Origin of the sequence: uncultured Sphingopyxis sp. (assembly GCF_900078365.1) — a bacterium.
In the GTDB taxonomy this organism is placed as follows: Bacteria; Pseudomonadota; Alphaproteobacteria; order Sphingomonadales; family Sphingomonadaceae; genus Sphingopyxis.
On record NZ_LT598653.1, the window covers coordinates 1,170,902 to 1,196,691 of the forward strand.

Annotated in this window: 26 protein-coding genes; 18 read left to right on the plus strand and 8 right to left on the minus strand. The window is 67.0% G+C overall.

Features of this window, described 5'->3' with window-relative positions; translation table 11 throughout:
* Positions 1-51: 51 nt before the first annotated feature.
* The 3 genes from QZL87_RS05115 to QZL87_RS05125 are packed head-to-tail and all read right to left on the minus strand — an operon-like array spanning position 52 to position 3,099.
* Positions 52-1,329 (minus strand): alanine racemase, encoded by a 1,278-nt coding sequence (locus QZL87_RS05115; RefSeq protein ID WP_295324727.1) that lies wholly within the window; start codon positions 1,327-1,329, stop codon positions 52-54.
* Positions 1,322-2,737 carry a D-arabinono-1,4-lactone oxidase gene (locus QZL87_RS05120; protein WP_295324731.1) on the minus strand — a complete coding sequence of 472 codons (1,416 nt, stop codon included), beginning with the start codon at positions 2,735-2,737 and terminating at the stop codon, positions 1,322-1,324. The genes QZL87_RS05115 and QZL87_RS05120 overlap by 8 nt, the downstream gene beginning before the upstream one ends.
* Positions 2,737-3,099 carry a c-type cytochrome gene (locus tag QZL87_RS05125; protein ID WP_295324734.1) on the minus strand — a complete coding sequence of 121 codons (363 nt, stop codon included), beginning with the start codon at positions 3,097-3,099 and terminating at the stop codon, positions 2,737-2,739. The genes QZL87_RS05120 and QZL87_RS05125 overlap by 1 nt, the downstream gene beginning before the upstream one ends.
* 245 nt (positions 3,100-3,344) lie before the next feature.
* Here QZL87_RS05125 and QZL87_RS05130 point away from each other — a divergent pair, with 245 nt between their 5' ends.
* From QZL87_RS05130 to QZL87_RS05140, 3 genes are all read left to right on the plus strand, one after another.
* On the plus strand, positions 3,345-3,965 hold the full coding sequence (locus tag QZL87_RS05130; RefSeq protein ID WP_295324737.1) for a TetR/AcrR family transcriptional regulator: 621 nt from the start codon (positions 3,345-3,347) through the stop codon (positions 3,963-3,965).
* 236 nt (positions 3,966-4,201) lie between these two features.
* On the plus strand, positions 4,202-5,251 hold the full coding sequence (locus QZL87_RS05135; RefSeq protein ID WP_295324740.1) for an alpha/beta hydrolase: 1,050 nt from the start codon (positions 4,202-4,204) through the stop codon (positions 5,249-5,251).
* Entirely contained in the window at positions 5,248-5,790 is a 543-nt protein-coding gene (locus QZL87_RS05140) for a cytochrome P460 family protein (RefSeq protein ID WP_295324743.1), read from the plus strand. The genes QZL87_RS05135 and QZL87_RS05140 overlap by 4 nt, the downstream gene beginning before the upstream one ends.
* A gap of 116 nt (positions 5,791-5,906) precedes the next feature.
* Here QZL87_RS05140 and QZL87_RS05145 read toward each other — a convergent pair whose 3' ends face one another.
* Genes QZL87_RS05145 through QZL87_RS05155 form a run of 3 tightly spaced genes read right to left on the minus strand, consistent with a single transcriptional unit; the run spans position 5,907 to position 8,396 of the window.
* A complete protein-coding gene (locus QZL87_RS05145; protein ID WP_295324749.1) occupies positions 5,907-6,689 on the minus strand; it encodes an alpha/beta hydrolase in 783 nt (260 codons plus the stop codon).
* A 27-nt stretch (positions 6,690-6,716) separates the two neighbouring features.
* On the minus strand, positions 6,717-7,130 hold the full coding sequence (locus tag QZL87_RS05150; RefSeq protein WP_295324752.1) for an organic hydroperoxide resistance protein: 414 nt from the start codon (positions 7,128-7,130) through the stop codon (positions 6,717-6,719).
* 36 nt (positions 7,131-7,166) lie between these two features.
* Entirely contained in the window at positions 7,167-8,396 is a 1,230-nt protein-coding gene (locus QZL87_RS05155) for an epoxide hydrolase family protein (RefSeq protein WP_362988755.1), read from the minus strand.
* A gap of 241 nt (positions 8,397-8,637) precedes the next feature.
* Between QZL87_RS05155 and QZL87_RS05160 the strand changes: the two genes are divergently transcribed.
* The 14 genes from QZL87_RS05160 to QZL87_RS05225 all read left to right on the plus strand — a co-directional run bounded on the left by QZL87_RS05160 (position 8,638) and on the right by QZL87_RS05225 (position 23,177).
* Positions 8,638-9,723 carry a redoxin domain-containing protein gene (locus tag QZL87_RS05160; RefSeq protein WP_295324758.1) on the plus strand — a complete coding sequence of 362 codons (1,086 nt, stop codon included), beginning with the start codon at positions 8,638-8,640 and terminating at the stop codon, positions 9,721-9,723.
* Between the two features lie 283 nt (positions 9,724-10,006).
* Positions 10,007-12,766, plus strand: coding sequence for a winged helix-turn-helix domain-containing protein (locus tag QZL87_RS05165; protein ID WP_295324763.1), 2,760 nt, complete (start codon positions 10,007-10,009; stop codon positions 12,764-12,766).
* Positions 12,767-12,829: 63 nt separating this feature from the next.
* Positions 12,830-13,405, plus strand: coding sequence for a TetR/AcrR family transcriptional regulator (locus QZL87_RS05170; RefSeq protein ID WP_295324768.1), 576 nt, complete (start codon positions 12,830-12,832; stop codon positions 13,403-13,405).
* Between the two features lie 49 nt (positions 13,406-13,454).
* Positions 13,455-14,471: a quinone oxidoreductase gene (locus QZL87_RS05175; RefSeq protein ID WP_295324772.1), complete on the plus strand. Its 1,017-nt coding sequence runs from the start codon at positions 13,455-13,457 to the stop codon at positions 14,469-14,471.
* Between the two features lie 97 nt (positions 14,472-14,568).
* The gene (gene ccmC / locus QZL87_RS05180; RefSeq protein WP_295324776.1) at positions 14,569-15,300 is read left to right on the plus strand and encodes a heme ABC transporter permease CcmC; all 732 of its coding nucleotides are present in this window, start codon (positions 14,569-14,571) and stop codon (positions 15,298-15,300) included.
* A gap of 3 nt (positions 15,301-15,303) precedes the next feature.
* Positions 15,304-15,459: a hypothetical protein gene (locus QZL87_RS05185; protein ID WP_295324779.1), complete on the plus strand. Its 156-nt coding sequence runs from the start codon at positions 15,304-15,306 to the stop codon at positions 15,457-15,459.
* Positions 15,456-15,893 carry a cytochrome c maturation protein CcmE gene (ccmE, locus tag QZL87_RS05190; RefSeq protein ID WP_295324782.1) on the plus strand — a complete coding sequence of 146 codons (438 nt, stop codon included), beginning with the start codon at positions 15,456-15,458 and terminating at the stop codon, positions 15,891-15,893. The genes QZL87_RS05185 and ccmE overlap by 4 nt, the downstream gene beginning before the upstream one ends.
* A 127-nt stretch (positions 15,894-16,020) precedes the next feature.
* A complete protein-coding gene (locus tag QZL87_RS05195; RefSeq protein ID WP_295324785.1) occupies positions 16,021-17,988 on the plus strand; it encodes a heme lyase CcmF/NrfE family subunit in 1,968 nt (655 codons plus the stop codon).
* On the plus strand, positions 17,985-18,515 hold the full coding sequence (locus QZL87_RS05200) for a DsbE family thiol:disulfide interchange protein (RefSeq protein ID WP_295324788.1): 531 nt from the start codon (positions 17,985-17,987) through the stop codon (positions 18,513-18,515). Before QZL87_RS05195 ends, QZL87_RS05200 begins: the two co-directional genes overlap by 4 nt.
* 101 nt (positions 18,516-18,616) lie before the next feature.
* Positions 18,617-19,069, plus strand: a complete 453-nt coding sequence (locus tag QZL87_RS05205; protein WP_295326758.1) for a cytochrome c-type biogenesis protein — start codon at positions 18,617-18,619, stop codon at positions 19,067-19,069.
* Positions 19,066-19,749, plus strand: a complete 684-nt coding sequence (locus QZL87_RS05210) for a tetratricopeptide repeat protein (protein ID WP_295324791.1) — start codon at positions 19,066-19,068, stop codon at positions 19,747-19,749. Before QZL87_RS05205 ends, QZL87_RS05210 begins: the two co-directional genes overlap by 4 nt.
* 39 nt (positions 19,750-19,788) lie before the next feature.
* Positions 19,789-21,762 (plus strand): potassium transporter Kup, encoded by a 1,974-nt coding sequence (locus QZL87_RS05215; RefSeq protein WP_295324794.1) that lies wholly within the window; start codon positions 19,789-19,791, stop codon positions 21,760-21,762.
* Positions 21,763-21,876: 114 nt separating this feature from the next.
* A complete protein-coding gene (locus tag QZL87_RS05220) occupies positions 21,877-22,701 on the plus strand; it encodes a hypothetical protein (RefSeq protein WP_295324796.1) in 825 nt (274 codons plus the stop codon).
* Positions 22,701-23,177: an AHH domain-containing protein gene (locus tag QZL87_RS05225; RefSeq protein ID WP_295324800.1), complete on the plus strand. Its 477-nt coding sequence runs from the start codon at positions 22,701-22,703 to the stop codon at positions 23,175-23,177. Before QZL87_RS05220 ends, QZL87_RS05225 begins: the two co-directional genes overlap by 1 nt.
* Before the next feature lie 237 nt (positions 23,178-23,414).
* On the opposite strand, the gene QZL87_RS05230 is transcribed toward QZL87_RS05225, so the two are convergent.
* Positions 23,415-24,386 carry a nitronate monooxygenase family protein gene (locus tag QZL87_RS05230; RefSeq protein WP_295324803.1) on the minus strand — a complete coding sequence of 324 codons (972 nt, stop codon included), beginning with the start codon at positions 24,384-24,386 and terminating at the stop codon, positions 23,415-23,417.
* Between the two features lie 66 nt (positions 24,387-24,452).
* Positions 24,453-24,872: a VOC family protein gene (locus QZL87_RS05235; protein ID WP_295324805.1), complete on the minus strand. Its 420-nt coding sequence runs from the start codon at positions 24,870-24,872 to the stop codon at positions 24,453-24,455.
* A gap of 131 nt (positions 24,873-25,003) precedes the next feature.
* Here QZL87_RS05235 and QZL87_RS05240 point away from each other — a divergent pair, with 131 nt between their 5' ends.
* The gene (locus QZL87_RS05240; protein WP_295324807.1) at positions 25,004-25,690 is read left to right on the plus strand and encodes an AraC family transcriptional regulator; all 687 of its coding nucleotides are present in this window, start codon (positions 25,004-25,006) and stop codon (positions 25,688-25,690) included.
* Positions 25,691-25,790: the final 100 nt, after the last annotated feature.

Consider the following 25,790-nt stretch of genomic DNA (forward strand, 5'->3'; position numbering starts at 1 on the left):
GATCCGCGAGCGACTTGGGGAGCTGCGCCGGCCCGCGTCCGGCGCGCGCCGTCAAGCCGAGGCGGGAAAGACCGGCCAGCTGCCCGTGATCGCCTCGCCGTCGAACAGCGCGATGTCGCCGAACTGGAGGAAGACCGCTTCGCTCTGATTGGGGCGGAAGAAGACATGGTCGTCGGGTTTCAGCGCAACGCTGGTCGATCCGGTGAGCATTTCCTGGTTGCTCGAGCGGCCGTAGAGGTTGCTGAACTGGAGGCCCGGCGGCGAAACCGGGGTCGCGAGCCAGTGGCCGCCATAGATGAAGAAGGCGCGCGCGGCATTGGCGTCCATGAAGGTCAGCGGCCCGGTCAGCCATTCGTTGCCGGGAAGCTCCATGCGCCCCGCCTTGATCACCGGCGTCGCGATGAAGCTCGCCGGCACATGGCGCGCGAGCGAGGGGAGGTCGAAATCGACCGGCTTCACGAAGGCCGAACCGACCGACACCTCGTTCGCCGCCGTCCCCTGCGCGTGCCGCGCATAGGTCGGGCTGCCCGCGCCGTTGAGCGTCAGCGTGCCGGGATCGACGCCGAGCTTTTCGCGCAGCACCGCCGCCGCCGCGCGGTAGAGCTTTTGCGAGGCGGCATAGGCCTCGTCGGGGTCGCTCATCTTCGGGACGTGCGCGTCATAGCCCATCAGCCCGCTGACGGCGACCTGCGGGAGGGTGCGCGCGAGATCGACCGCCTCGGCCAGCGCCTTGCCGTCGGCGAAGCCGCCGCGGTGGAGCCCGACGTCGATCTCCATATTGGCGCGCAGCGGCATCGTCCGCGCGGCGGCGATCGCGGCATATTGTTTCAGCCGCCCAGGCGTATCGATCAGCCACTGGATGCGGCTCGCGGTTTCGGCGCCGAGCCTGTCGACGAGGCCGGCGAATTCGGCCGCGGGCAGCGGCTTGCCGAGCAGCAGATCGGCTTCGGGGCGCGCCGCCATCGCTTCGAGCATCGCGCCGTTGAAGACCATGAAGCGGCTCGTCGCCAGGCCGCGCGCGACATGGTCGATGAGGCCCGCCGCGGGCAGCGACTTGACGACGACGCGGAGCGGCAGGCGCGAGGGGGCGAGCGTCGTGCGCGCGGCGGCGATGTTGCGGTCGAGCCGCGCCCGATCGACGACGAGCACCGGATGCGCGATTCCCGCCCTGCGCAGCGCCGCGGACAGATTGGCGAAATAGCGGTCGTGCGCGCCGCCCTTGTCGCCTTTGCGCGAGGCGAGCACGGCCGCGCCGCCTACGACCGCCAGCCCGCCGCCGACGATCGCCGCGCGGCGCGTCCAGCGCCGTTTGCGTTCCGGTTCAGCCATCGAGGAAAATCCCCTTGAGATAATCGTTGAGCATCCGTCCGTCGGGATCGAGTTCGCGGCGCACTTCGCCCGCTTCCTTCCAGCGCGGATAGAGCGCGGCGAGATCGCGCGCCTTCAGGCTGTGCAGCTTGCCCCAGTGCGGCCGGCCGCCGTGGCGGCGGAAGATCGGCTCGACGATGCTGAAGAAGAAGTCATGGCTCTCGCGGTAATAGGCATGGACCGCGATCGACCCGCTTTCCCGGCTGTAGAAGGGCGAGAGCCAGGCATCGTCGGGGGCGATCACGCGCACTTCGATCGGGAAAAACACATCGCGCCGCCCGGTCTCGATCGCTGAGAGAATTTCGCGAAGCGCCGGAATCTGCGCTTCGATCGGCAGATGATATTCGGTCTCGTTGAAGCGCACCGGCCGCTCGTTCGACAGCAGTTTCCAGCCTTCGTCGACGACCTCCTCGGGCGGGATCTTCGCCAGCTCCTCGGCCGCGAACTTGCGGCGCAGCGACGGCGCGAACTCGAACCAGTCGCGAAGCTGCTTGAGTCCCATCAGCGTCTCGACATCGGCGTCGGGGCCGCGGGGCTTCACCGGCTTGCCGGTGACGTCGTGGGTGATGACCGCCGAATGGCCCGTAAAAGGAAGGACATAGAATTCGACGTTGCGGTGCCGCCGGCGCAGCGCCGGCCAATCCTCCAGCACCTCGCCCGTCGGGCGGATTTCGACGCGTTTGGCGACGCGGGTCAGTGCCTGGTTCTGCAGCGTCACCTCGGTAACGACGCCGAAGGCGCCGAGCCCGACGCGCGCGGCGTGGAAGACCTCCGGCCGTTCGGTCGCGCTGCAATCGACGATCTCGCCCGCGGGTGTCGCGATCCGCATCGCGACGATCGCGCCGTGCATCGCCTGGATGCCGCGCCCGGTGCCATGCGTCCCGGTGGCGATCGCGCCCGCGATCGATTGCTTGTTGATGTCGGGCAGGTTCACCATCTCCTGCCCGATCGCGGCGAGCGCGGGGCCGAGGTCGGCGAGGCGGGTGCCGCCGCGCACCCTTGCCTGGTTCTTTGCCGCGTTGTGGCCGACGAGCCCCGCCATGCCGTCGAGCGTCAGCAGCGTGCCGCCGGTCGGCACGAGCGCGGTGAAGCTGTGCCCCGAGCCGACGGGCCGCACCGGGGCGGGCGACCTGGTCAGGATCGACAGCAGTTCATCCTCGCTCGCCGGTGCGGCGCGCTTTGCGGGATAGGAGGTCGCGATGCCCGACCAGTTGCTCCACAGCAGCCGCCCGCTGGCATCCTGCGAAGCGGGCAGGGGCGGTTCGCGGTCGCGCAGCCAGTTGCGCCCCGCAAGGCCGCCGGCGCCAAGCGCGCCGACGCCGATGACGCCGCCGCCCGCGAGCAGGGCTCGCCGTGTGACCTTGCCCATCAATCCCTCCCCGCCATGAAGCGTATCAGTGCCTTATAATCGTCCGGCGAGCAGGAGAAGCATTGCCCGCCCGCCGGCATACCATTGAGGCCGCGGATCGTGCTGTTCAGCAGTTCGGGCTCGCCCTTCGCCCAGCGCGCATCCCATTGCGTCCGGTCGCCCGACAGCGGCGCGCCGGTGTCGGCGACGGTGTGGCACGACTTGCACGCCTGCTCGTAGAGTCCCGCGACGCGCGTGTCGGCGGGCTTCAGCGCCGCGCTCTGTTCGGGCGTCAGCGGTTTCGCCGGCGGCTCCGACTGGCAGGCGGTCAGCAGGAGCGGCGCGGAGAGGAGGAGCAGCGCGCGCATCAATATTCGGACCATGGTTCGATCCCGAACATCCGGGAAGCGGGCTGTCGCCGGCCGGGAAATACCGGCGCGAGCGCCGCCGCGGTCGCCGGAAGCGATGCGGCAACGATCGGCAGCAAGGCAGCGGAGATTCGCGGATCGGCCCTGAATCTCGACATATTTTATCCCCTGACCGTTATAGTTTTTGCTATATTATAGTATTTGCTATATTGGTGCAATCCCGGGCGACGCAGGCCGGAGAGCAAAGGATTTGGTGCGTGGTGGCGAAAGATGAAACCGAGCAAGCGGCTGCGCGGATTCGCAAAAAGCCGACACGCGAGCGCCTCCTGGATACCGCGGGCGAGCTGCTCGCCGAAGTCGGGATCGACCGGATCACGACGAACCTGATCTGCGAGCGCGCGGGCGTCACGCCGCCAGCACTCTATTATTATTTCGCGGACAAGTATGAGGTCGTCGTGGCGCTAGGCGAGCGGCTGATGGACCGCCAGAACGAAGCACTCGCTCGCTGGCTCGATCGGCATGCCGCCGGCGGAATCCGCGCCTATGCTGAAAACACCGGCGAGCTGCTTCGCGAGACGGCCGACATTACCGAAGCGGAACCGGGCGGGATCTGGATCGAGCGGGCGCTGCATTCGAGCCCGCGCCTCGAGCATATCCGTATCGAGTCCCACCGTTTTGTGACGGACAGGCTCACCGAGGCCTTCGCACAATTCCTCCCCGATCGTCCGCGCGATCATATCTGGCTCCGCATGCGGATGCTCGTCGAGTTCGGCTATGTCGCGACCGAGCTGCTCCACGCGGAGAGCGGGATCGACAGGGACGCGATTCTCGCCGAAACCGCCGAGATGCAAAAATTGGCTGCGCTGGCACTTTTCGATTGAGAGAGCGCCGCCGGGTTTCCCGCCGGAGCTCCCCGAGCAGCAATCAACGGGCGGGCATAAAAAAGGCTTTGTCCGACCGGAAACGGCTCGACGAACTCGAGCGCTGGCGGCCGCTCAGCATCGCCAGCGATTTTACCGCGTAGCGCACTGCTCACAGCAGATCACGGCAGCTAACAAGCCTTTGGCGCGAATGGCGCTAATGCTTGCGGCATCTGGATCATCCGAAGGAGCAAATCATGACCATTTCTCGATCAGAAACCGCCACGTCGGATCGGCGGGGCTTCTTGCGCGGCAGCGCCCTGATCGCCGCCACTTTGGTTGGCGGCGCCGCGCAAGCCCGCGCGCACATCGCATCGGGCAGCGCGCCGTCGTCAGGTCCGCCCTCTTTCGGCCCGATCCGGCAGGTCGATGCCGGCGCGCTCGATATCGGCTATGTCGAAATGGGGCCCGCATCGGGGACGCCGGTTCTGCTGTTCCATGGCTGGCCCTATGCCATCGACGCATTTGCCGAGGTGGCGCCGCTGCTGGCGGCCAGAGGCTATCGCGTCGTCGTGCCGCATCTTCGCGGGCATGGGACGACGCGGTTCCGGTCGGAGGCGACCCCGCGCAATGCACAGCAGGCGGCGCTCGCCGCCGACGGCATCGCGCTCATGGATGCGCTGCAAATTCCGAAGGCCATCGTCGCGGGGTTCGACTGGGGCGCGCGCACGGCGGACATCATGGCGGTGCTCTGGCCCGAGCGTTGCGCGGCGCTGGTCTCGGTCAGCGGCTATCTGATCGGCAGCCAGGCGGCGAACGCCAAGCCGCTGCCGCCCGCCGCCGAACTGCAATGGTGGTATCAGTTCTATTTCGCGACCGAGCGCGGCAAGGCGGGCTATGCGGCGAACACCAACGCCTTCAACAAGCAGATATGGCAACTCGCTTCGCCGAAATGGGCTTTCGACGATGCCACTTTCGAGCGTTCGGCCGCCGTCTTCGCCAATCCGGATCATGTCGAGATCGTCATCCACAATTATCGCTGGCGGCTGGGTCTGGCCGATGGCGAGCCGCAATATGATGCGATCGAGGCAAAGCTGGCGGCCATGCCGCCGGTGACGATCCCCGCGATCACGATGGAAGGCGACGCGAACGGCGCGCCGCATCCGCAGCCGGAACACTATCGCGCCAAGTTCACCGGCCCCTATGCCCATCGCCTGATTGCGGGCGGCATCGGCCACAATCTGCCGCAGGAAGCCCCGGCCGCGTTCGCGCAGGCGGTGCTCGATGTCGCGAAGCTTGTGCGATGATCGGGGTGCGAAAGCTGGGCGCCGCCGCGCTGATCGCCTCGACGCTGCTCTTCGGTCTGTCGGCAGGCGTCGCCGCGTCACGGGCGGAAGAGCGGGCGTCGCCCATCCATGGCGTGGAACTGCCCGAGGGCTACCGCGACTGGAAGCTGATCAGCGTCGCGCAGGAGAATGGCCGGAACAACGACATTCGCGCCATTCTGGGCAACGACATCGCGATCAGGGCCTTCCGGGAAGGCAAGCGCCCCTTCCCCGACGGCGCGATCCTCGTCCGGCTCGCGTGGCGATATGAAGCCTCGGCGCGCAACGACAAGGTCTTTCCCGCGCCGCAGTCGTTCGTCGCGGGGGCGCCGACCAATGTGCAGGTCAGCGTCAAGGATGCGAAACGCTATGCCGCCACCGGGGGCTGGGGTTACGGCCAGTTCGAGGATGGCCGGGCGAACCCCGACCGGGCGCTCGTGGAGTCCTGCTTCGCCTGTCACCAGAAGCTCGAAGCGCTCGATCCGGGCAAGGATCTGGTCTTCACCGACTATTCCCGTTGATCCGGGCGGGCTTGCCCACATTTCCCAAGCAAACACGGCCGGTCATGTCGGGAACATGACCGGCCGGGAGTGCGCGCCGATACTCCGGGGGAGGGGAGAGAGCCGGCGCCGCGCTCCTATCGGGCGGCGGCCGCCCGCTCGATGACGCTCGCCACTTCGGGCGCATGCGACACCATCACCACGTGCGATGCGCCTTTGACCACCACGGTTTGCCGCGCCTTCGCGCGCTCGGCCATGAAGCCCATGGCGGCCGGCGGAATATTCTTGTCGGCGTCGCCATAGATGAACCACGAGGGCAGATGCTTCCAGGCGGGTGCGGTCGAGGGCTCGGACAGCGCCGCCTCGGCGACTGGGCGCTGGCCCGCCGCCATGAGCCGCGCTTCGGCGGCGGGGACGTCGGCGGCGAACTGGTCGTGGAAGCGGGCCTGGAGGATATAGAGGTCGTTGCCGCCGGCCGTCAGCCTGACCGGCGGCGCGAGCGCGGGGCCGAGCGTACTGCCGGGGAACTGGCCGGTCAGTCCGAGCGCGGTCTCGCCGGTGTCGGGCGCGAAGGCGGCGACATAGACGAGTCCCTTCACGTTCGGCAGCCCTTCGGCGGCTTCGCTGATGACCGAGCCGCCATAGGAGTGTCCCGCGAGCACCACCGGGCCATCGATGCTCCTCACGACGTCCGCGACGACATCGGCGTCGGCGCGGACGCCGCGCAGCGGATTGGGCGCCGCGACCACGGCGTAGCCATCGCGCTGCAGGATCGTGATGACCCGGTTCCAGCTCGACGAATCGGCGAAGGCGCCGTGGACGAGAACGATGGTCGGTTTGGCGGGCCCGGACTGCGCCTGCGCGCCGGAGGCGAGCAGTGCGGCGGCCAGCGCCAGCCCGCCCGAAATATATTTTCGCATGTCAATCTCCTCGATGGCGGAATTGGCTCAGACGAGCGCCACGACGGCGTCGATGTTGCCCTTGATCGCTTTCGAATAGGGGCAGGTGCGGTGCGCGGCCTCGATGATCTGGCGCGCGACATCGGGATCGACGCCGGGGACGTGGACGTTCAGCCGGGCGGCGAGCGAATAGCCGTCGTCGCCCTGGCGAAGCGCGACTTCGGCATCGATCGCGAGTTCGGCGGGCAGGGTGACGCCTTTCGCTCGGGCGGCAATGCCCATCGCGCCCTGGAAACAGGCCGACCAGCCCGCCGCGAACAATTGCTCCGGGTTGGTCCCCTGACCGGGACCGCCCGGGCTCGACAGCTTGACGTCGAGGCGGCCGTCGCTGCTCTTCGCGGCGCCGTCGCGGCCGCCGGTCACATGCACGGCGGCGGTATAGAGGGTCTTGGTATCGGACATCGTCATTCTCCTTCTTGCACGGGTGAGGGGTGGGGATCAGCGAAGCGGGCGGAAGGCCGCGCGGACTTCTTCGGCGAACAGCTGCGGCTGCTCCCAGGCGGCGAAATGACCGCCGTCGCTTACCTCGTTGAAATAAGTGAGGTTGGTGTAGCAGCGTTCGGCCCAGCTTTTGGGCGCGCGGAAAATCTCGCCGGGAAAGACGCTGACCGCGACGGGCATGTCGATGATGCCGCGCGCGTTGAAATTGTTCGAATGGTCTTCCCAATAGATGCGCGCGGCCGAAGCGCCGGTGCCCGTCAGCCAGTAGAGCGAAATATCGTCGAGGATCGCGTCGCGGCCGAGCACGCGCTCGGGCTGGCCGTCAGCATGGACCCACTGCGCGATCTTTTCATACATCCACGCTGCCATCCCGACCGGCGAGTCTACCAGCGAATAGCCGATCGTCTGCGGCCGCGTGTTCATCATGGCGGCATAGGCCGAATTGTCGCGGTAGAAGGCTTCGAGCTGGTCGAACGCGCCGCGCTCCTTTGCGCTCAGGCCGGCGGGGGCGGGGTCGCCTGCCGCGAGCGTGCGGGCGATGTCGGCGGGGACCACGGCGGGCATGTTGAGGTGAATGCCGAGCAGGCCGGGCACGTGCTGGAGCGCCATGCGCTGCGAGATGACCGAGCCGCAATCGCCGCCCTGGCTGACGTAGCGATCATAGCCGAGACGCAGCATCAGCGTCGACCACGCGCGTCCGATATGGTCGGAGCCCCAGCCGGCGACCGCCGGCTTGCCGGAAAAGCCGAAACCGGGGATCGAGGGGATGACGAGGTGGAAGGCGTCCTCAGCCTTGCCCCCATGCGCGGTCGGGTTGGTGAGCGGATCGATCACGCGCATGAATTCGAGGATCGAGCCCGGCCAGCCATGCGTCAGGATCATCGGCATCGCCTTGTCATGGCGCGAGCGCACATGGATGAAGTGGATGTCGAGCCCGTCGATTTCGGTGACGAACATCGGCAGCGCGTTCAGCCGCGCCTCGACCTTGCGCCAGTCATAGTCGCCGGCCCAATGGCGCATCAGCGGTTCCAGCGTCTGGCGGCGCACGCCTTGTCCATCGTCGGCGACCGGCTGCGCGTCGGCCCAGCGCGTCTCCGCGATACGGCGTTTCATCGCCGCCAGATCGGCGTCGAGGATCGCGACCTTGAACGGCCGGATCGCGGCAGTGCCGGCGCGGGCGAGGGGCGGAACGGCGGCGATCGCGCCGAGCGCGGCGGCAGCGGCCACGAATCCGCGGCGTGAAGTCGTAAAATCTGCGGACAAATCTCGTCTCCTGAGTGCGGGAAAGGATCGGCTGAAGACATAGCGGCATCGCCGCGGGCCGCCCGTTAGGCGTGGTGAGGTGATGTTAGGCTCGCTGCGCGCAAACTAACGCGCGCCGTCGGCGACTAACGGGTGGCGCGCATGGGGCGCCTTACATTGCGATGACCGGATCGTTCGGAACCGGCTGCAATGGAAGGCAGGCATCATGACCAAAAGACGATCGATCGGCTTCATCGCCGCGGCGCTCGTCGCTGCAGGCGCGGTTACCGCGGTCTGCTTCGGCGACGCTCTCGCCATTGCCCACGCACAAAGCGCGCCATTCGGTGCGACAGCGCGGCCGCTGGAGGTGCTCGGTTCCGCAAAGCCGTGGCTCACCGCCGTTCCGGGCGGCCCGCAGGCGCTGCGCGGCAAGGTCGTGGTCGTGAATTTCTGGACCTATTCGTGCATCAATTCGCTGCGCGCGCTGCCCTATCTTCGCGCGTGGGACGAGCGTTATGGCGACAAGGGCCTCGTCGTGGTGGGCGTCCACGCGCCGGAATTCGGGTTCGAGCATGATACCGCGAGGGTGCGCCAGGCGGCGAACCAGCTTGGGGTGCGCTATCCCAACCTGCAGGACAATGATTATGCGGTGTGGCAGCGTTTCGCGAACCAGGGCTGGCCGGGATTTTATTTCATCGACGCCGAGGGGCGCGTTCGCGGCTATCGTATCGGCGAGGGCGAATATGCCGGCGCGGAGAAACTGATCCGCAAGCTATTGGTGGAGGCTGGTCAGGATCTTGCCGCCGCTCCCGTCTCGCCGATCACGGGCACCGGCGTCGAGGCCGAAGCGGATTGGGCGCATCTGGGGTCGCCCGAATCCTATGTCGGTTATGACAAGGCGGAAAATTTTCGGTCGCCCGGCGGGCTGCGAAAGGACAGGGCCGCCAGCTATGCCGCGGCTGCCGATCTTGGGCTCAACAATTGGAACCTGGCCGGCAAATGGACGGTCGGCCGCGAGTTTGCGGCATTGGACGGCGCGGCGGGCGCGATCCGCTTTCGCTTTCATGCCCGCGATGCGCATCTCGTTCTTGGAGGCGCGCCCGATGGCCGGCCGGTGCGTTTTCGTGTCATGATCGACGGCGCGGCGCCGGGCGCCGATCACGGCGCCGACGTCAATGCCGAAGGCTGGGGCGAGGTGCGCGAGGACCGCTTATACCAGCTCGTCCGGCAAAGCGGGGCGATCGACGATCATACGGTGACGGTCGAATTCTCGGGCCCGGGTGTGCGGGCCTATGTCTTCACCTTCGGCTAGGGCCAATCGACATTCAGTTCTGGCGGCCTGCAAATGGCGGCCTTCCGCGCTTCCGGTGCTCACGTGCAGAAGCACGCTGCGCTCCGGGTCACGGAAAACCACCATTTTCGGCTCGCCATCTCCTGAATGTCGACTGGCCCTGTACGGCCGCCGATCGGGGGGTGCGCCCGCGAAACTTGTAACCTCTCCGGCTTGGACAGACGAACGCTTTCTGTCACAGGTCGGGACGCCAGCCGCATGCCGCAATGGTATCGGGGCGAAAGGCGCGGGGAACAAGGGTAGCGTGACCGACAGCGAGAGACTCGGCGATCAATTGGCATTCGGGCCATTCCGCCTGTGGCCGGACGAAAGGCTGCTGACGCGGAACGGCGAACCGGTCCCGATCGGCGGACGCTCGTTCGACCTTCTCGTCGCCCTGATCGAAAAGCCCGGAGCGGTGCTGTCGAAGCGCGATCTTCTGAAGCGGGTGTGGTCCGACGTCGTCGTCGAAGACGGCAGCCTTCGCTTTCACATGGCGGGCCTCCGCAAATTGCTGGGCGATGGTCAGGGCGGCGCCCGTTATATCGCGACGCAGGTCGGCGTCGGCTATGCCTTTGTCGCGCCAGTGGAACGGCGGGCGGCCGCCGGTGTCTCCGCTGGCACGGTAGCGCCGAGCGCCGACGGCATCGCAGGCGGTGACGGTGGTCGCACACCCGCTCTGCCGCCGCAGCCGCAGCTGGTCGGGCGCGAGCGGGATGTGGAACGGCTCGGCGAGCGGATCGCCGGCACGCCCCTGTTCACGATCGTCGGTCCGGCGGGGGTGGGCAAGACATCGCTCGCGGTGGAAATAGCGCATCGCAGGGCTTCCGACTTCGGCGGCCATGCCGCCTTTGTCGACTTCGCCATGCTGGAGGATTCCGCGGTCGTACCGTCGATGATCGCGGGAGCGATGGGCATTGCCGTCGATGGCGACGATCCGCTCGCGGTGATCCTCGGGCATATCCGTGAGCACCGCTTCCTCCTGGTCCTCGACAATTGCGAGCATTTGATCGAACCGATCGCGACGATCGTCGAGCGCTTCATCGACGAGGCGCCTCTCATGCGTCTCATCGCCACATCGCGCGAGCCGCTCAGGGTTCGCGGCGAGCATATTCACCGCCTGGGAGCCTTGCCCTATCCCGAGGACACCGGCGGCCTCACGGTCGAACAAATCCTCGCCTATCCCGCGGTCGAGCTTTTTTGCTCGCGCGTCGCCGCCGCCGACAGCGACTTCGTCGCGGATGAGGAGACGATGCACCTTGCCGCTGGCATCTGCCGCCGGCTCGACGGCATGGCGCTGCCGATCGAGCTCGTCGCCGTACGCGCGGCGACCCACGGCATTCCGGCGACGGCGCGCCAGCTCGGCGAGCGATTCAGTCTCGGCTGGTCGGGCCGGCGAACCGCCCAGCGGCGCCAGAAAACCCTGCAAGCGACGCTCGATTGGAGCTATGACCTCCTTCCCGTAGCCGAAAAGATCCTGTTCGAGCGGCTCTCGATTTTCGTTGGCCCCTTCTCGATCGATGCCGCGCTCCATGTCGCCGCTGACGGAAGCCTGGGATCGGACGAAGTGGCGCTGGCGCTCGACGAACTGGCGGCGAAATCGCTCGTCGCGGTCAATCGCACCGGCGGCGCCGGCATCTATCGTCTGCTTGAAATGACCCGCGCCTATGCCCGGGAGAAATTGCGCGCGCGGGGGATCGGCGAATTTGCTGCCGCGGCGCGCCGCCATGCGAGCTTTTACCTCGACGAACTCGAGGCGATCACCGGTGATGACGAGGAGAACGCGCTCGAAGACACCACGCCGCTTCGCCAGCAACTCGGCAATATTCGGAGCGCGCTGGACTTCAGCTTCGGCGATGATGGCGACCTGAAAACCGGCGTGCGCCTCGCCGCGGCGAGCGCACCCGTCTTTCTCAACCTGTCGCATCTGATCGAGTGCCAGAGCTGGTGCGCCCGCGCGCTCGCCGAAGCGGGACATGCCGGCGGCGGGACCGCGCCCGAGGTGGAACTGGAGCTTCAGGGGGCACTGGGAACGGCGCTGATGTTTACGCAGGGCAACGGCACGGCGGCGGGCGATGCGCTGGGCCATGCGCTCGACCTCGCGACTCGGCTGGAAGATCGCTGGAACCAGCTGCGGATGCTCGCCCGTCTGCACATTTTCAGCAAACGGCTTGGCGCTTATGCCGCTGCCCGATCCCATGCCGGGCGGGCAGTCGAGGTCGCGGCGCATATCGGCGGCGGCGAGGCGTCCGGCATCGCCCGCTCCCTGTCGGGCATTTCGCACTATCTCGCGGGCGACCTGCTGCGCGCACGCGCCGAACTCGAAGATGCCATGGAAAAGAGCGGGCCGGCGCTGCGGAGCCGGACGATCCGTTACGGCTTCGACAACCGCAGCCGGACCGGGATCGCACTCGCCTATACGCTCTGGCTTGCGGGCGAAGTAGAGCAAGCGAACCGCCTGGCCCGGCAGACGGTTCGCGAGACCGGGCAGCTCGAGCACGGGATCACCCAGTGCATAGCGCTGGTCTGGGCGGCGATCATCCATCTGTGGAGCGACGATCTCGAGGCGGCGGAAGAAGCGGTCGAGGCTCTTTCCGCACGCGCGCAGGCCAGTGCGCTCGGTCCCTATATCGTCGCGGCTCAAGGCTTTCGCGGCGCGCTCGATTTCGAGCGCGGAACGCGGGCGGATGCCCTCGCTACCCTCGAAAAGAGTATCGCCAGCCTGCGTGCCGCTCGATACGAGCTGCTCGTAACGCCGTTCACGCTCATGCTGCTATGGGGTTTGCTGCGCAGCGAGCGGCTTCGCGACGCGCAGGATCTCGCCGAAGCCGCAATATCCCGCTGCGAAGGGCTGGGCGAACTCTTCGCCATGCCCGAACTTTTGCGGATCAAGGCGGAACTGGTCCGTCGGATCGATGGCGATCACGCGATGAGCGAGAAATTGCTCCGCGACGCGATGTCCCTCGCCCGCGGGCAAGGGGCGCGAGCCTGGCAAGTTCGCATAGAGAAGATGCTGTCCGCATAGGCCGGCAAGTGGCGGCAAGTACGCCGCGCAATTTATTATTGAATGTTCGTTCCAATAATCTATATGGGCGATATGGCACGACCCAAGGAATTCGATGTGGAGGCCGCCGTCGATGCTGCCGTGGAAATATTCCGCGAGCATGGCTTCGAAGGCACCTCGGCCCAGATGCTTGTCGATACGATGAAAATCGGCCGTCAAAGCCTGTACGACACGTTCGGCGACAAATGGGGACTCTATTGCGCTGCTGTGAGGCATTATTCGCAGGGCGAGGTGCGGGAGCATATCGAGGTGCTCGATCGCCACGACAGGGCGATCGAGGGGATTCGCGCGATGCTGGAACGCGTGGCGGCGGAGGCCGAACGCCCTTGTCTCGGTGTGGGATCGATCACCGAATTTGGTTGCACGCGCCCCGAACTCGTAAAAATACGCCAGGCATCCGGCGATATTCTGGGCCGGGCTCTCGCGAAGGCGCTTGGCGCGGCGCGGGACCAGGGCGATCTGGCAGCGGATCTCGATATTGATCAGCTCGTGACTTTCCTGATCGCCACGATTTCCGCCATCCGTCTCACTGCGCGCGGCGGAGCGGGGAGGGATCAGGTCTCGGGACTCGCGGACCTTGCCATGCGCTCTCTGCGCTGAATTTTTTTTGCCTGATTATGGAATGATCGTTCAATAAGGAGAATGACAAATGAAAGCTGTTGCGATGACCGCGGTGGGCGGGACCGATGTGTTGAAGATCCTCGATCTGCCCAAGCCCGTTCCGGGGCCGGGCGAAATTCTGGTCGACGTTTCGGCCGCCGGGGTGAATTTCATGGATGTGGGGATCAGGCAGGGCATGGCGTGGCACGAAATGCCTTTGCCTCGCGTGCTGGGCGCCGAAGGGGCGGGCCGCATCGCGGCGTTGGGCGAGGGGGTCCGCGATCTCACGGTCGGCCAGCGCGTCGCGTGGGTCTATGCGCCGGGCAGTTACGCCGAACATATCGTTCTTCCGGCGACGTCTGCCGTACCGCTGCCGGATCATATCGATGATCGGCTGGCGGCTTCGCTGATGATGCAGGGGCTGACGGCAAGTCATTTTGCGACCGACTTCTATCCGGTCCAGCCGGGCGACGTCGCGCTGGTGCATGCGGCGGCAGGCGGCCTGGGCCAGCTTCTCACGCAAATCATCAAATTGCGTGGCGGAACGGTGATCGGCAGAGTCTCGTCGGCGGCCAAGATCGACGCGGCCAAGGCCGCGGGGGCCGATCATGTGATCGTCGCTGACGCGGGCGACTTCGCGGACGAGGTGCTCCGCCTGACCGGGGGCGAGGGCGTCCACGTCGTCTATGACGGTTCGGGTCCCGCCACTTTCGAAGGATCACTCGCGTCGCTGCGCCGCTCGGGCACATTCTGCTGGTATGGGCCGGTATTGGGCGGCCCGGGCGGGATCGACATCATGAGCCTGCCGCGGAGCGTCAAGATCGGCTACGCCGTTTTCTCCGACCACATCCATACACCTGAATTGCTCCGTGCCCGCACGGCGCGGCTGTTCGAATGGGTGCGCGAAGGCAAGGTGACGATCGCGCCGGCGACCGAGTTCGCCTTGCCGGAGGCGGCGGCTGCCCATGCAGCGATGGAAAGCCGGGCGACCACCGGCAAGCTGCTGCTGCTCCAGGGCGTGCGCGACAGGGGGGCGGATCAAGCCCGGATATTCGCCGGAGGTTGACCTCTGCGCGCGTTGCGGCGAGAGAGGCGCCGCCAGATCGCGCCGGGCAAATCGCTGGACCCTCCTGTCCGGCTCGCCTAAGGACGAGGCGAAACCGATGCACGCCTACGCCAATCCGACCCGTTTTCTGGCGATCGCCAAGCCGCTGACGCCGTGGTTGCTCGGCGCCGGGCTGCTGTTCGCGCTCGCCGGGGCGTGGGCCGGGCTGGCGATGGTGCCGGGCGACTACAAGCAGGGCGAGACCGCGCGCATCCTCTATGTCCACGTCCCTTCGGCGTGGCTCGGCATGGGCGGGTGGACGTCGCTCGCGGTCGCGGGACTGGTCCAGCTCGTGTGGCGGCATCCTTTGTCGGGCATCGCCGCGCGCGCGATCGCGGTGCCGGGGATGCTGTTCACCGCGCTCTGCCTTGCGACCGGATCGATCTGGGGCCGCCCGACCTGGGGGACCTGGTGGGAGTGGGACGGCCGGATGACGTCGATGCTCGTCCTGCTTTTCCTCTATGCCGGCTTCATTGCGTTGACGAGCGGCGATGACGGGCAAAGGCAGGGCGGCTCGCTGTCGCGCGGCGCGGCGATCTATGCGCTGGTCGGCGCGATCAATATTCCGATCATCAACCGCAGCGTCGTGTGGTGGAACAGCCTGCACCAAGGGCCGAGCATCACTTTGCGCGGTTCGAGCATCGACGGCGCCTTGCTGTGGCCGCTGGGCTTGACCGTGCTCGGCTTTTCGCTGCTATTCGGGGCCATCGTGCTGATGCGGATGCGGCGGATCATCGCCGACAACCGCGTCGCGTCGCGGCTGCGGCGATTGGCCGACGAGGAGGATTGACGCGTGACGGGGGTGATCAGCGGGGGCGGCCAATGGGCGTTCGTCGCCGCGGCCTATGGGCTGACGGTCGTGCTGACCGGCGCGGTGCTGTGGGCGAGCTGGCGCGCGATGAGGAAGGCCGAGAAGCGCAGCGACGCGCTGCGAAAGGATCGCAAGTGAAGGCCAAGCATCAACGGTTGATTCTGGCGCTGGTCGCGCTGGCCGGCGTGGCCGGCGCGGGCGTGCTCGCGGCGAGCGCACTGCGCGACGAAGCCGCCTATTTCCGCACCCCGGCCGAGGTCGCGGGCGGCCGGGCCGCGACCGGCGAGGCGATGCGGCTCGGCGGCATGGTCGCCAAGGGCAGCATCGTGCGGCAGGCCGACGGGCTGACGATCCGTTTCGTCGCGACCGACGGCAAGGCGTCGGTGCCGGTCGAATATAAGGGCATCGTGCCCGATCTGTTCGGCGAGGAGAGCGGCATGGTCGCCGACGGCCGGATGCGCGCCGACGGTGTGTTCGTGGCCGACCGCATCCTCGCGAAGCACGACGAGCGTTATATGCCGCCGCAGATGGGCGATATGCCGAAGAATATGAAGGCGGCGGCGGGGGCATGAGGGGTTTTTCAGTTTCGTCATTGCGAGCGGAGCGAAGCAATCCAGGGCGGTTTACGCGACTCTGGATTGCCGCGTCGCCTTCGGCTCCTCGCAATGACGGTGTTTCATATATCGATGGTGTGATCGCATGATCGCTGAACTCGGTCTCGCCTTGCTCTGGATCGCGGCGGCGCTTGCGTGCCTGTCGCTGGTCGCGGGAACGCTGTTCCTTCGCGGCGGGCCGAAGGATCTCGCGGCGCTGGTGCGTCCCGCGAGTGTCGCGCAGGGCGTGCTCACCGCTGCCGCGTTCGGCCTGCTGATCGCGCTCTTCGTGCGGTCGGACATGTCGGTCGAACTCGTCGCGCGCAACAGCAACAGCCTGAAGCCGATGATCTTCAAGATCGCGGGGACGTGGGGCAACCATGAGGGGTCGATGCTGCTGTGGCTGATGATCCTGTCGCTGTCGGGCGGGCTGATCGCGATTTTCGAGCGGCGGCTGCGCGAGGATACGCTGGTCGCGACCCTCGCGGCGCAGGCGGCGCTCAGCCTCGGGTTCTTCGCTTTCCTGCTTTTCTCCTCCAACCCGTTCAAGCGGCTGCCGGTGGCGCCGCCCGACGGGCAGGGGCTCAACCCGCTCTTGCAGGACATCGGCTTGGCCTTCCACCCGCCGACGCTTTACGTCGGCTATGTCGGGTTGTCGGTCGCGTTCAGCTTTGCCGTCGGCGCGCTGATCACGCGCGAGATCGGCCCGGCGTTCGCGCGCGCGATGCGGCCGTGGGTGCTCGGGAGCTGGATTTTTCTGACCCTCGGTATCACCGCGGGCAGCTATTGGGCCTATTATGAGCTCGGCTGGGGCGGCTGGTGGTTCTGGGATCCGGTCGAGAATGTCTCGCTGGTGCCGTGGCTCGCGGGCGCGGCCTTGCTCCATTCGGTCGCGGTGACCGCGACGCGCAATGCGCTGCGCGCATGGACGGTGATGCTCGCGGTGATCGGTTTCTCGATGTCGATGGTCGGGACCTTCATCGTGCGGTCGGGGCTCTTGACGAGCGTCCATAGTTTCGCGGTCGATCCCGAGCGCGGCACCTTCCTGCTCGTGCTGATGGCGATCTATATCGGCGGCGCGCTGACCCTGTTCGCGCTGCGCGCCGGGGCGGTCGCCGAGGGCAAGAAATTCGCGCTCTTGAGCCGCGAAGGCTCGCTGGTGATCAACAATCTGCTGCTCACGACGATCCTCGCGCTCGTGCTCCTCGGCACGCTCTACCCGATCGTCGCCGAGGCGATGGGCGAGAAGATTTCGGTCGGGCCGCCCTATTACAACAAGGTCGCGGGGCCGCTGGCGCTGATCCTCTGCCTTGTCATGGTCGCAGGGCCGCTGTTGAGCTGGCGCAAGGATGACGGGAAAAGGCTATGGTCGCGGCTGCCGCTCGCGATCTTTGCGGGCGCGGCGGTGCTGTTCGGGCTGATCCTGTTCGGCGGCAAGGTCGGCATCCTGCCCCTGCTCGGCATGACGGTCGCGGGAATCGTCGCGGTCGCGAGCCTTGCGCCCTTGTGGGGGCGCAATCTCCGCCGCACGCCGCTGCCGACGTGGGGCATGGTCGTCGCGCATTTCGGCGTCGCGGTGTGCCTCGCCGGCATGGGCGCCGAAAGCGCCTTCATCAAGGAACGGCTAGTCGCGGCGGCTCCCGGAGACAATATCAAGATCGGCGATTTTTCGGTGAAGTTCGCCGGGGTGAAGCCGGTCGCGGGGCCGAATTATACCGCGATCGAGGGGACGCTGGTCGCGACGACCTCGTCGGGCGGCAGCTTCACGATGATGCCCGAGGCGCGCACCTTTCCGGGGCTGATGGGCACCGCGCCGACCGAGACCAACGAGGCGGCGTTGCTGACGCGGCCGGGCGGTCAGCTTTATGCCGTGCTCGGCCAGCCGGTAACGAGCGACGACGGCCGCGCCGACCGCTACCAGATCCGCCTTTGGTGGAAGCCGCTGGTATGGTGGATCTGGCTCGGCGGCGCGCTGATCGCGATCGGTGCCGCGCTGTCGCTGCTCGGGCGCGCGCAATTGCTGGCGATCTGGCGCGCGCGCCGGGCCCGCAAGGCAGAGGAACGTTTCGCATGAAGAATCGCTGGGTCCTGTTCGTGCCGCTGGCGATCATGGGGCTGCTGTTCGGGGCCTTCATCTATCGGCTGGTGACGCCCGCCGAGACGCTGATCCAGTCGCAATGGATCGACAAGCCGATGCCCTTGTTCGACCTGCCGCCCGCGACGGCGGGCGTCGAGGGGCTCAAGAGCAGCCAGCTCGCCGACGGCAAGCCGCGCCTTGTCAACGTCTTTGCGAGCTGGTGCATCCCGTGCCGCGCCGAGGCGCCGCAGCTTGAGGCGCTGAAAGCCGCGGGGGTGCCGATCGACGGCATCGCGATCCGCGACCGGCCCGAGGATGTCGCGATGTTCCTGAACGAATATGGCAATCCGTTCGACCGCATCGGCGCCGACATGCAGAGCAGCGTCCAGATCGCGCTCGGGTCGTCGGGCGTGCCCGAAACCTTCCTGATCGACGGCAAGGGGATCATCCGCGAGCAGATTCAGGGCGTGATCCTCGCCGATCAGGTGCCGGAGATCGTCGCCAAGCTTGAGGCGATGAAGTGAGTGTCTCGTTTCAAAGTCGCCGTGCCCCTGCGAAGGCAGGGGGCCATCACCGGACGGCCGGTTACCGAACGGATCGTAGTGCGGCGGCGAGACGGCGGGTGATGGGCCCCTGCCTGCGCAGGGGCGCGTGGGCTTTTTTGCTCTCGGCCTTGTTTCTCGGTCTCGCGCTGCCGTCGGCGGCGCAGGATCGCTTGCCGCCCGCGCCCTATGCCTATCAACAATTGAACGACCCGGCGAAAGAAGCGCGCGCCAAGGCCTTGATGGAGGAATTGCGCTGCCTCGTCTGTCAGGGGCAGTCGATTGCCGACAGCGACGCGCCGCTCGCGGGCGACATGCGGCACGAGGTGCGCAGCAAGATCGCGGCGGGTGAGAGTCCGGATGCGATCAAGGCCTGGCTCGTCGCGCGCTATGGCAATTGGGTGAGCTATGACCCGCCGTTCGATGGCGCGACGGCGTTGCTGTGGCTGGGGCCGCTGCTGTTCCTCGCGGTCGGGGGATGGCTGGCGTTCGGCCGGTTCCGGCGCGGCAGGGATGATGCGGAGGATGGCGCATGATCTGGCTCTGGGTCCTGCTTGCCGCGGCGCTGACGATCGGCGGCATTTTCTGGCTCGGCAGGCTTCCCGCCGCGGCGCGGCCGCTCGCGGGGGCGGCGGTGATGCTGGGCCTCGCGGGCTATGCGCTGCAGGGGAGTCCGTCGTTGGCGGGCAAGCCCGTGTTGACGGCTCAGGAGCCCGAAGGCTTCGGCGAGGCGCTGACCGACCAGCGACAGGGGATGGCCGAACGCTTTGGACCCGCAGCGCAGTGGCTCGGCATGTCGGACGGCTTTGCGCGCACGGGCAAGACCGAACTGGCCGCGAAGACGCTCGAAAAGGGGCTGGAGAAATATCCCGACAATGTCGACCTGTGGGTCGGGCTCGGCAACGCGCTCGCGGCGCATGGCGGCGGCATGATGTCGCCCGCGGCGGCGCTCGCCTTCGACGAGGCGGCGAAGCGCGATCCGTCGCATCCGGCGCCGCCCTTCTTCGCGGGGCTCGCGCTCGCGCAGGGCGGCGACCTGAAGGGCGCCGAGGCGGTGTGGAGCGAACTGCTCGCGCGCAGCCCGGCCGACGCGCCGTGGCGGGGCGACCTCGAAATGCGGCTGGCGCAGCTCAAGCAGGCGCTGGGGCCGCAGCTTCCTCCCGAAACCTCGGGCGGAACTCCGGCCGACGCACCGGCCGCGAGCGTCCCGAATTGAAACCTGTTCCAAAGGCGCGGGCTCGTCTAAAGGCGCGCGATGACTGCTGAGTCGCAACAGGCGGACGGCGGCGCGCAAGGCGTCGCACCGGCCGCCGCCGATACCGGCCATCACGGCCATGGGCATCATGGCGATGGCAAGCTGAAGCTGGCCGTCGGCGCGATCGGCGTCGTGTTCGGCGACATCGGCACGAGTCCGCTCTATGCGTTTCGCGAGACCTTTGCCGGGCATCATTCGATCGACGCCGACCGGCTGCATATCTATGGCGTGCTGAGCCTCGTCTTCTGGTCGATGATGCTCGTCGTCACCTTCAAATATGTGCTGACGATCATGAAGGCCGACAACAAGGGCGAGGGGGGAAGCCTCGCGCTGCTCGCGCTGATCAGCCGCTCGTCGGGCGAGAAACGCTGGACCTGGCCGATCATCCTGCTCGGCGTGTTCGCGACGGCGCTCTTCTATGGCGACAGCATGATCACCCCGGCGATGTCGGTGCTCTCGGCGACCGAAGGGCTGAGCTACGTCAACGAGGGGTTCGAGCCTTATATCGTGCCGATCGCGCTCGCGATCCTGATCGGGCTGTTCGCGCTTCAGTCGCGCGGGACGGCGAAAGTGGGAATGCTGTTCGGTCCCATCATGCTCGCCTATTTCACGATGCTCGCGATCCTTGGCCTCATCCATATCGTCGATCATCCGGGGATCATCGTCGAAACGCTCAATCCGCTGAACGCGCTGCGCTTCTTCTACGTCGACGGTTTCACCGCCTTCATCGCGCTGGGCGCGGTCGTGCTGGCGGTGACGGGCGCCGAGGCACTTTATGCCGATATGGGGCATTTCGGACGCGGGCCGATCGGATTGAGCTGGCTGACCTTCGTGCTGCCGGCGCTGATGCTCAATTATATGGGGCAGGGCGCGATGGTGCTCGAAGCCGAAATGGGCGCGCGGCTCGGCATTATCCAGGATCCCTTCTTCCTGATGATGCCCGATGCGTGGCGGGTGCCGATCGTCATCCTGGCGCTGTTCGCGACGATCATCGCGAGCCAGGCGGTGATCTCGGGCGCCTTCTCGCTGACCCAGCAGGCGATCCAGCTCGGCTTCATGCCGCGGCTGCGCGTCGAGCATACCAGCGCGTCGGCCGCGGGACAGATCTATATTCCGATGGTCAACTGGGGGCTGATGGTGATGGTCATCCTGCTCGTCCTCGGCTTCGGATCGTCGAGCAACCTCGCCGCCGCCTATGGCATCGCGGTGACGGGCGCGATGTTCATCGACACCTGCCTGATGAGCGTCGTGCTCTTCACCTTGTGGAAGTGGCCGGCGTGGAAGGCGCTGCCGATCCTTGCGGTCTTCTTCATCGTCGACATCGCCTATTTCGGCGCGAATCTGATCAAGGTGCCCGATGGCGGCTGGGTGCCGCTGGCGATCGGGCTGACGATCTTCACGATGCTCACGACCTGGTCGCGCGGGCGCAAGCTGATGCAGCAGCAGATGGCCGAGGGGGCGATGCCGATCCCGGTGTTCGTCAAATCGGCGGCGAATAGCGCGACGCGCGTGCCGGGGACCGCGGTGTTCATGACGTCGAGCAGCGACGGGGTGCCGCACGCGCTGCTCCACAATCTGAAGCACAACAAGGTGCTGCACGAGCATGTGCACGAGCGCATCATCCTCTTGACGATCAAGATCGCCGACGTCCCCTATGTGCGCGCGGAAAATCACTGCGCGCTCGACGATCTGGGGCAGGGATTCCACCGGCTGATCCTGAATTACGGTTTCATGCAGCCGATCGACGTCCCCGCCGCGCTGGGGCGCGTCACAAGTTGCGGCGGTGAGTTCAAGATGCTCGAGACGAGCTTTTTCCTGTCGCGCCAGACGCTGATCGCGGCGAGCAAGCCGGGCATGCCGATCTGGCGCGAAAAGCTGTTCGCATGGATGCTGCGCAATTCGGAAAGCGCGATGGAATATTTCCGCCTGCCGACGAACCGCGTCGTCGAACTGGGCAGCCAGGTCGCGATCTGACGCCGACGGGGCATGGGCGCGCCCGATTAACTTTCCGACATGCGCCAATAAGCGTTTGAACATTGCGGTCCGTCTTGCGATGCAAGCGGCGAACCCACGAAGGGCGCGCGACAGATGGATGCCGATGACCGCGATGCGTTGATCCTGCCGGTTCCGCCGGAACCCTTTGCGCTGATTCTCGGGCCTGCGATGCGCGGTGCGTCGGGCAATGCGCTCGAAACATCGCTTCGGCATATGGGATTGCGGCCCGAGCGGGCCGGCGCGGCCTCCGACGCGCGGATCGCCGTGCCCTGTTTTCGCATGACGTTCGGGGCGGTCTCCGTGCTCGCCGGCCCCGCCGCGGGCACGGCGCTCGATCTGGTCGATCCCGAACACCCGTTGACGAGCCTGCTCGCCGCCAGCCTGCCGCAGGGCTGGCGCGAGAGCGGCGATTGCTGGATTTTCATTCCCGAAAACGACCGCGCGGCGGCGCCATCGCGCGAACAGACGACGCGGATGCGCGAATTTTTCAAGATGATGGTGGTGCTGATCGACCTGTTCGACGCCAGCCATATCTTCTGGTCGCCCGCGCGGCTCTGGTCCGACGCGCCGCAGTTCCGCGCCTCGATCGCCGAAATGCTGGCGAGCGGAATGCCGCCGGTGCTGCATCTGGTCGCGTTCCGGCGCCGCGAGGCCGGCGAAGGCGCGACCATGGTGACGCGCGGGCTGGCGCTCTTTGCCGGGCAGGAACTGGAAGCGCGTATTCCGGCGGGCTGGACGGTCGCCGAAATGGTCCGGCGCCTGTCGCGGCTGGCGCTCGACATGATGCTCAACGGTCCCGTTCTGCGCGCGCGCACCACGCGCGGCCTTGCGGCCGGCGAGTGGATCGGGCTCACGCCCGGACCTGTGACCGGAAACCGGCAATCGATGGTCGCCGTCGAATTCGGCCGCGGCGATTGATGCGGCGTGGCGGTTGGCATGGGGCGCCGCCGCCGCGAGCCGGGTTCCAGCGCCACCATCTGATCCCGATCGCCCTGCTGCGACGCGCGCAGATGGCGGCGATGTTCGATCATCTCCGCGACGAAGGCTTCGCGCTCCAGCATTTCGCGCGCAACGGATTGATGTTGCCGGCATCCGAACCGGCGGCGCTGTCGCTGGGGCACGCGCTGCACCGCGGGCCGCATCGGGGTTATAGCGACGTCGTCGCCGCGCGGGTCGAAGCGATCAGGGCGCATTTCGCGGAGCAGGCCCCGGCCGACCTCCGCGCTGCGCGGCGGGTCGCGGTGATGCGCCTGCGGCTGCTTCAGGACACGACGCGGCGCGCGCTGACCGATCGGCACGGCGGAGGATTCTGGCTCAACCGGCGCGACCCGATGCGGCTGTTCGTCGATCGCCCCTATCTGGACGCGGCGATCGACCGGTTGTTCGGAGGGTAGGGGGCTGAGGTCGGCTTTCGGTCGAAACTAGCCGTCGCCCCCGCGAAGGCAGGGGCCGCTGTCGGTTTACGTGGGCACCGCTGATTAAGGCCGCTGACGGCCCCCGCCTTCGCGGGGGCGACGGTTATAGGCAACGTCCGCTCTCCATCCCGGAGGAGACGATCCTCCCCGGCACGGGGAGGGGCGGAGCGTCCGCTCTTTGCCCCTCGAGCTGGGAACGGTCCGACAGCGCCAGGCTTACAGCCGGACCTTCGCCTCCAACTCGCGCCGGGCCGCGAGATATTGCGCTTCGAGGTCGGCGACGAATTCGGCGACCGGGCGCACCGCGGTGACGGGGCCGATGCCCTGACCCGAGCCCCAGATGTCCTTCCACGCTTTCGCCTTGGTGTTGCCGCCCGAGCCGAAGTTCATCGTCTTCAGGTCGCCTTCGGGCAGATTGTCGGGGTCCATGCCTGCCGAGACGATCGACTGGCGAAGGTAATTGCCGTGGACGCCGGTGAAGAGGTTCGAATAGACGATGTCGGCGGCGCGCCCTTCGACGATGCCGTTCTTGTAGCCGTCCTCGGCATTGGCCTCGGCGGTCGCGATGAAGGCGCTGCCGATATAGGCGAGGTCGGCGCCGCACGCCTGCGCGGCGAGGATCGAGCGGCCGTGGCCGATCGCGCCCGACAGTGCGACCGGGCCGTCGAACCATTCGCGGATTTCCTGAACGAGCGCGAAGGGCGATTGCCGCCCCGCGTGGCCGCCCGCGCCGGCGGCGACGGGGATCAGCCCGTCAGCGCCCTTTTCGACCGCCTTGCGCGCGAAACGGTCGTCGATGACGTCGTGGAGCGTGATGCCGCCCCAGCCGTGGACGGCCTGATTGAGCTCCTCGCGCGCGCCGAGCGAGGTGATGGTGATCGGCACCTTCCACTTGGCGCAGGTCGCGATATCGGCTTCGAGCCGGTCGTTCGACTTGTGGACGATCTGGTTGACCGCATAGGGCGCCGAGAGGCGGTCTGGATTGTCGCGGTCCCACGCGGCGAGTTCTTCGGTGATCCGGTGCAGCCATTCGTCGAGCAGCGATTGCGGGCGCGCATTCAAGGCGGGGAAGCTGCCGACGATGCCTGCCTTGCACTGCGCGATGACGAGGTCGGGACCCGATACGATGAACAGCGGCGAACCGATGACGGGCAGGCGCAGGCGGTCGAAAATCGGGGGAAGGGCCATGGAATCACACTCTCCGGTTGCGGTTTGAAACTGACCTTAACGTAAACGGAAAGCTGTGCAAGATATTCAGTCGAAGGCGGGGCCCTTGAGTTCGACGATATTGCCTTCGGGATCGGCGATGTAGATCGATGGCCCTTCGCCTTCGGCGCCGTAACGCGGGCCGGCTTGCTCGATCGCGACATCGTGACGGGCGAGGTGGGCGCGGATGGCGTCGTCGTCGAACGGCGTGATCGTGATCGCGAAATGGTCGAGGTTGCGGCCCTCGGCGCCCGGCGCCGCGCCGCCCATCGCGCCAAGCTTGCCGTCGACAGTGACAAGGTCGATCAGCGAGCTGCCCGCGCGCAATTGATAGAGCCCGATTTCGGCCTGGGTACGTTCGTCGGTGCAGCCGAGGACATTCCGATAAAAGCCGGCCATGCGGTCGAGATCGACGACGCGAAGCACCACATGGTCGATCGCGCGAAGGGTAAAGGGGGGTGTGTCCACGGCGGTCGCTCCTCGAATTCATGCTCGGAGGGGCCTTTTAATTGGCGCACCCGCCCGCTGTCCATCGACCGGTGACGGGGGTTGGTCCGGTGGCGGTTGCGATCGCCGGCCGGGCGCGACAGGATCGGGCGATGCAGTTGCTCCAGCCCAGCCTGTTGCCCGCCGCGGCCGACATCGCACGGCACCGTCATCGCGAACCCTATGCGACGGTGGTGCTGACCGGTGCATATGAGGAGGCCGGTGACGCCGGGCGGATGGCAGCGCGGGCGGGCGAAGTGCTGCTCCACGGGCCCTTTTCGGCGCATCGCGACCGGATATCGGCGAAGCGGACTGTCGTGCTCGACCTGCCGCTGCCGTTCGACGGCCGCGACTGGCCGGCGCGCGCGCGACTCGCCGATCCCGAATGGATCGTCCGGCTGGCCGAACGCGACCCGGCCGAGGCGGTCGCGGCGCTGCTGAGCGAACTCGCGCCCGCGCCGGCGAACGAGGAGGAAGAGTTGCCCGATCAGTTGTCGGCTGTGCTGCGCGCGTCGGCATCGCCGCGGATCGGCGAATGGGCGGCGGCGCGCGGCCGGTCGCGCGAGCATGTGTCGCGCAGCTTCGAGAAGCTCTATGGCGTTTCGCCCGCTGCCTATCGCGCCGATTGTCAGGCGAAGCGGACGTGGCGGATGATCGTCGCGAGCAAGGACAGCCTTGCGGGGATCGCGGTGGAGGCGGGCTATGCCGATCAGGCGCATATGACGCGTGCGGTAACGACCTTGACCGGGATGTCGCCGCGGCGCTGGCGGGTGGCGGTAGGTGGAGCGGTGCCGGTTTAGAGGTGGTGAGCGGACGATCCTCCCCCTTGGGGGAGGGGGACCATGCGAAGCATGGTGGAGGGGCACGCGAGCTGTTTCCTGCCCTTTATGCGTCGCGCGA

Coding starts and splice junctions, on each gene's coding strand:
- QZL87_RS05150 (WP_295324752.1), bottom strand. CDS start 7,130: ATGTCCGATACCAAGACCCTCTATACCGCCGCCGTGCATGTGACCGGC.
- QZL87_RS05220 (WP_295324796.1), top strand. CDS start 21,877: ATGGATGCCGATGACCGCGATGCGTTGATCCTGCCGGTTCCGCCGGAA.
- QZL87_RS05230 (WP_295324803.1), bottom strand. CDS start 24,386: ATGGCCCTTCCCCCGATTTTCGACCGCCTGCGCCTGCCCGTCATCGGT.
- QZL87_RS05205 (WP_295326758.1), top strand. CDS start 18,617: ATGGGCCCCTGCCTGCGCAGGGGCGCGTGGGCTTTTTTGCTCTCGGCC.
- QZL87_RS05160 (WP_295324758.1), top strand. CDS start 8,638: ATGACCAAAAGACGATCGATCGGCTTCATCGCCGCGGCGCTCGTCGCT.
- QZL87_RS05215 (WP_295324794.1), top strand. CDS start 19,789: ATGACTGCTGAGTCGCAACAGGCGGACGGCGGCGCGCAAGGCGTCGCA.
- QZL87_RS05135 (WP_295324740.1), top strand. CDS start 4,202: ATGACCATTTCTCGATCAGAAACCGCCACGTCGGATCGGCGGGGCTTC.
- QZL87_RS05145 (WP_295324749.1), bottom strand. CDS start 6,689: ATGCGAAAATATATTTCGGGCGGGCTGGCGCTGGCCGCCGCACTGCTC.
- QZL87_RS05175 (WP_295324772.1), top strand. CDS start 13,455: ATGAAAGCTGTTGCGATGACCGCGGTGGGCGGGACCGATGTGTTGAAG.
- QZL87_RS05140 (WP_295324743.1), top strand. CDS start 5,248: ATGATCGGGGTGCGAAAGCTGGGCGCCGCCGCGCTGATCGCCTCGACG.
- QZL87_RS05115 (WP_295324727.1), bottom strand. CDS start 1,329: ATGGCTGAACCGGAACGCAAACGGCGCTGGACGCGCCGCGCGGCGATC.
- QZL87_RS05225 (WP_295324800.1), top strand. CDS start 22,701: ATGCGGCGTGGCGGTTGGCATGGGGCGCCGCCGCCGCGAGCCGGGTTC.
- QZL87_RS05125 (WP_295324734.1), bottom strand. CDS start 3,099: ATGGTCCGAATATTGATGCGCGCGCTGCTCCTCCTCTCCGCGCCGCTC.
- QZL87_RS05120 (WP_295324731.1), bottom strand. CDS start 2,737: ATGGGCAAGGTCACACGGCGAGCCCTGCTCGCGGGCGGCGGCGTCATC.
- ccmC (WP_295324776.1), top strand. CDS start 14,569: ATGCACGCCTACGCCAATCCGACCCGTTTTCTGGCGATCGCCAAGCCG.
- QZL87_RS05200 (WP_295324788.1), top strand. CDS start 17,985: ATGAAGAATCGCTGGGTCCTGTTCGTGCCGCTGGCGATCATGGGGCTG.
- QZL87_RS05195 (WP_295324785.1), top strand. CDS start 16,021: ATGATCGCTGAACTCGGTCTCGCCTTGCTCTGGATCGCGGCGGCGCTT.
- QZL87_RS05170 (WP_295324768.1), top strand. CDS start 12,830: ATGGGCGATATGGCACGACCCAAGGAATTCGATGTGGAGGCCGCCGTC.
- QZL87_RS05210 (WP_295324791.1), top strand. CDS start 19,066: ATGATCTGGCTCTGGGTCCTGCTTGCCGCGGCGCTGACGATCGGCGGC.
- QZL87_RS05240 (WP_295324807.1), top strand. CDS start 25,004: ATGCAGTTGCTCCAGCCCAGCCTGTTGCCCGCCGCGGCCGACATCGCA.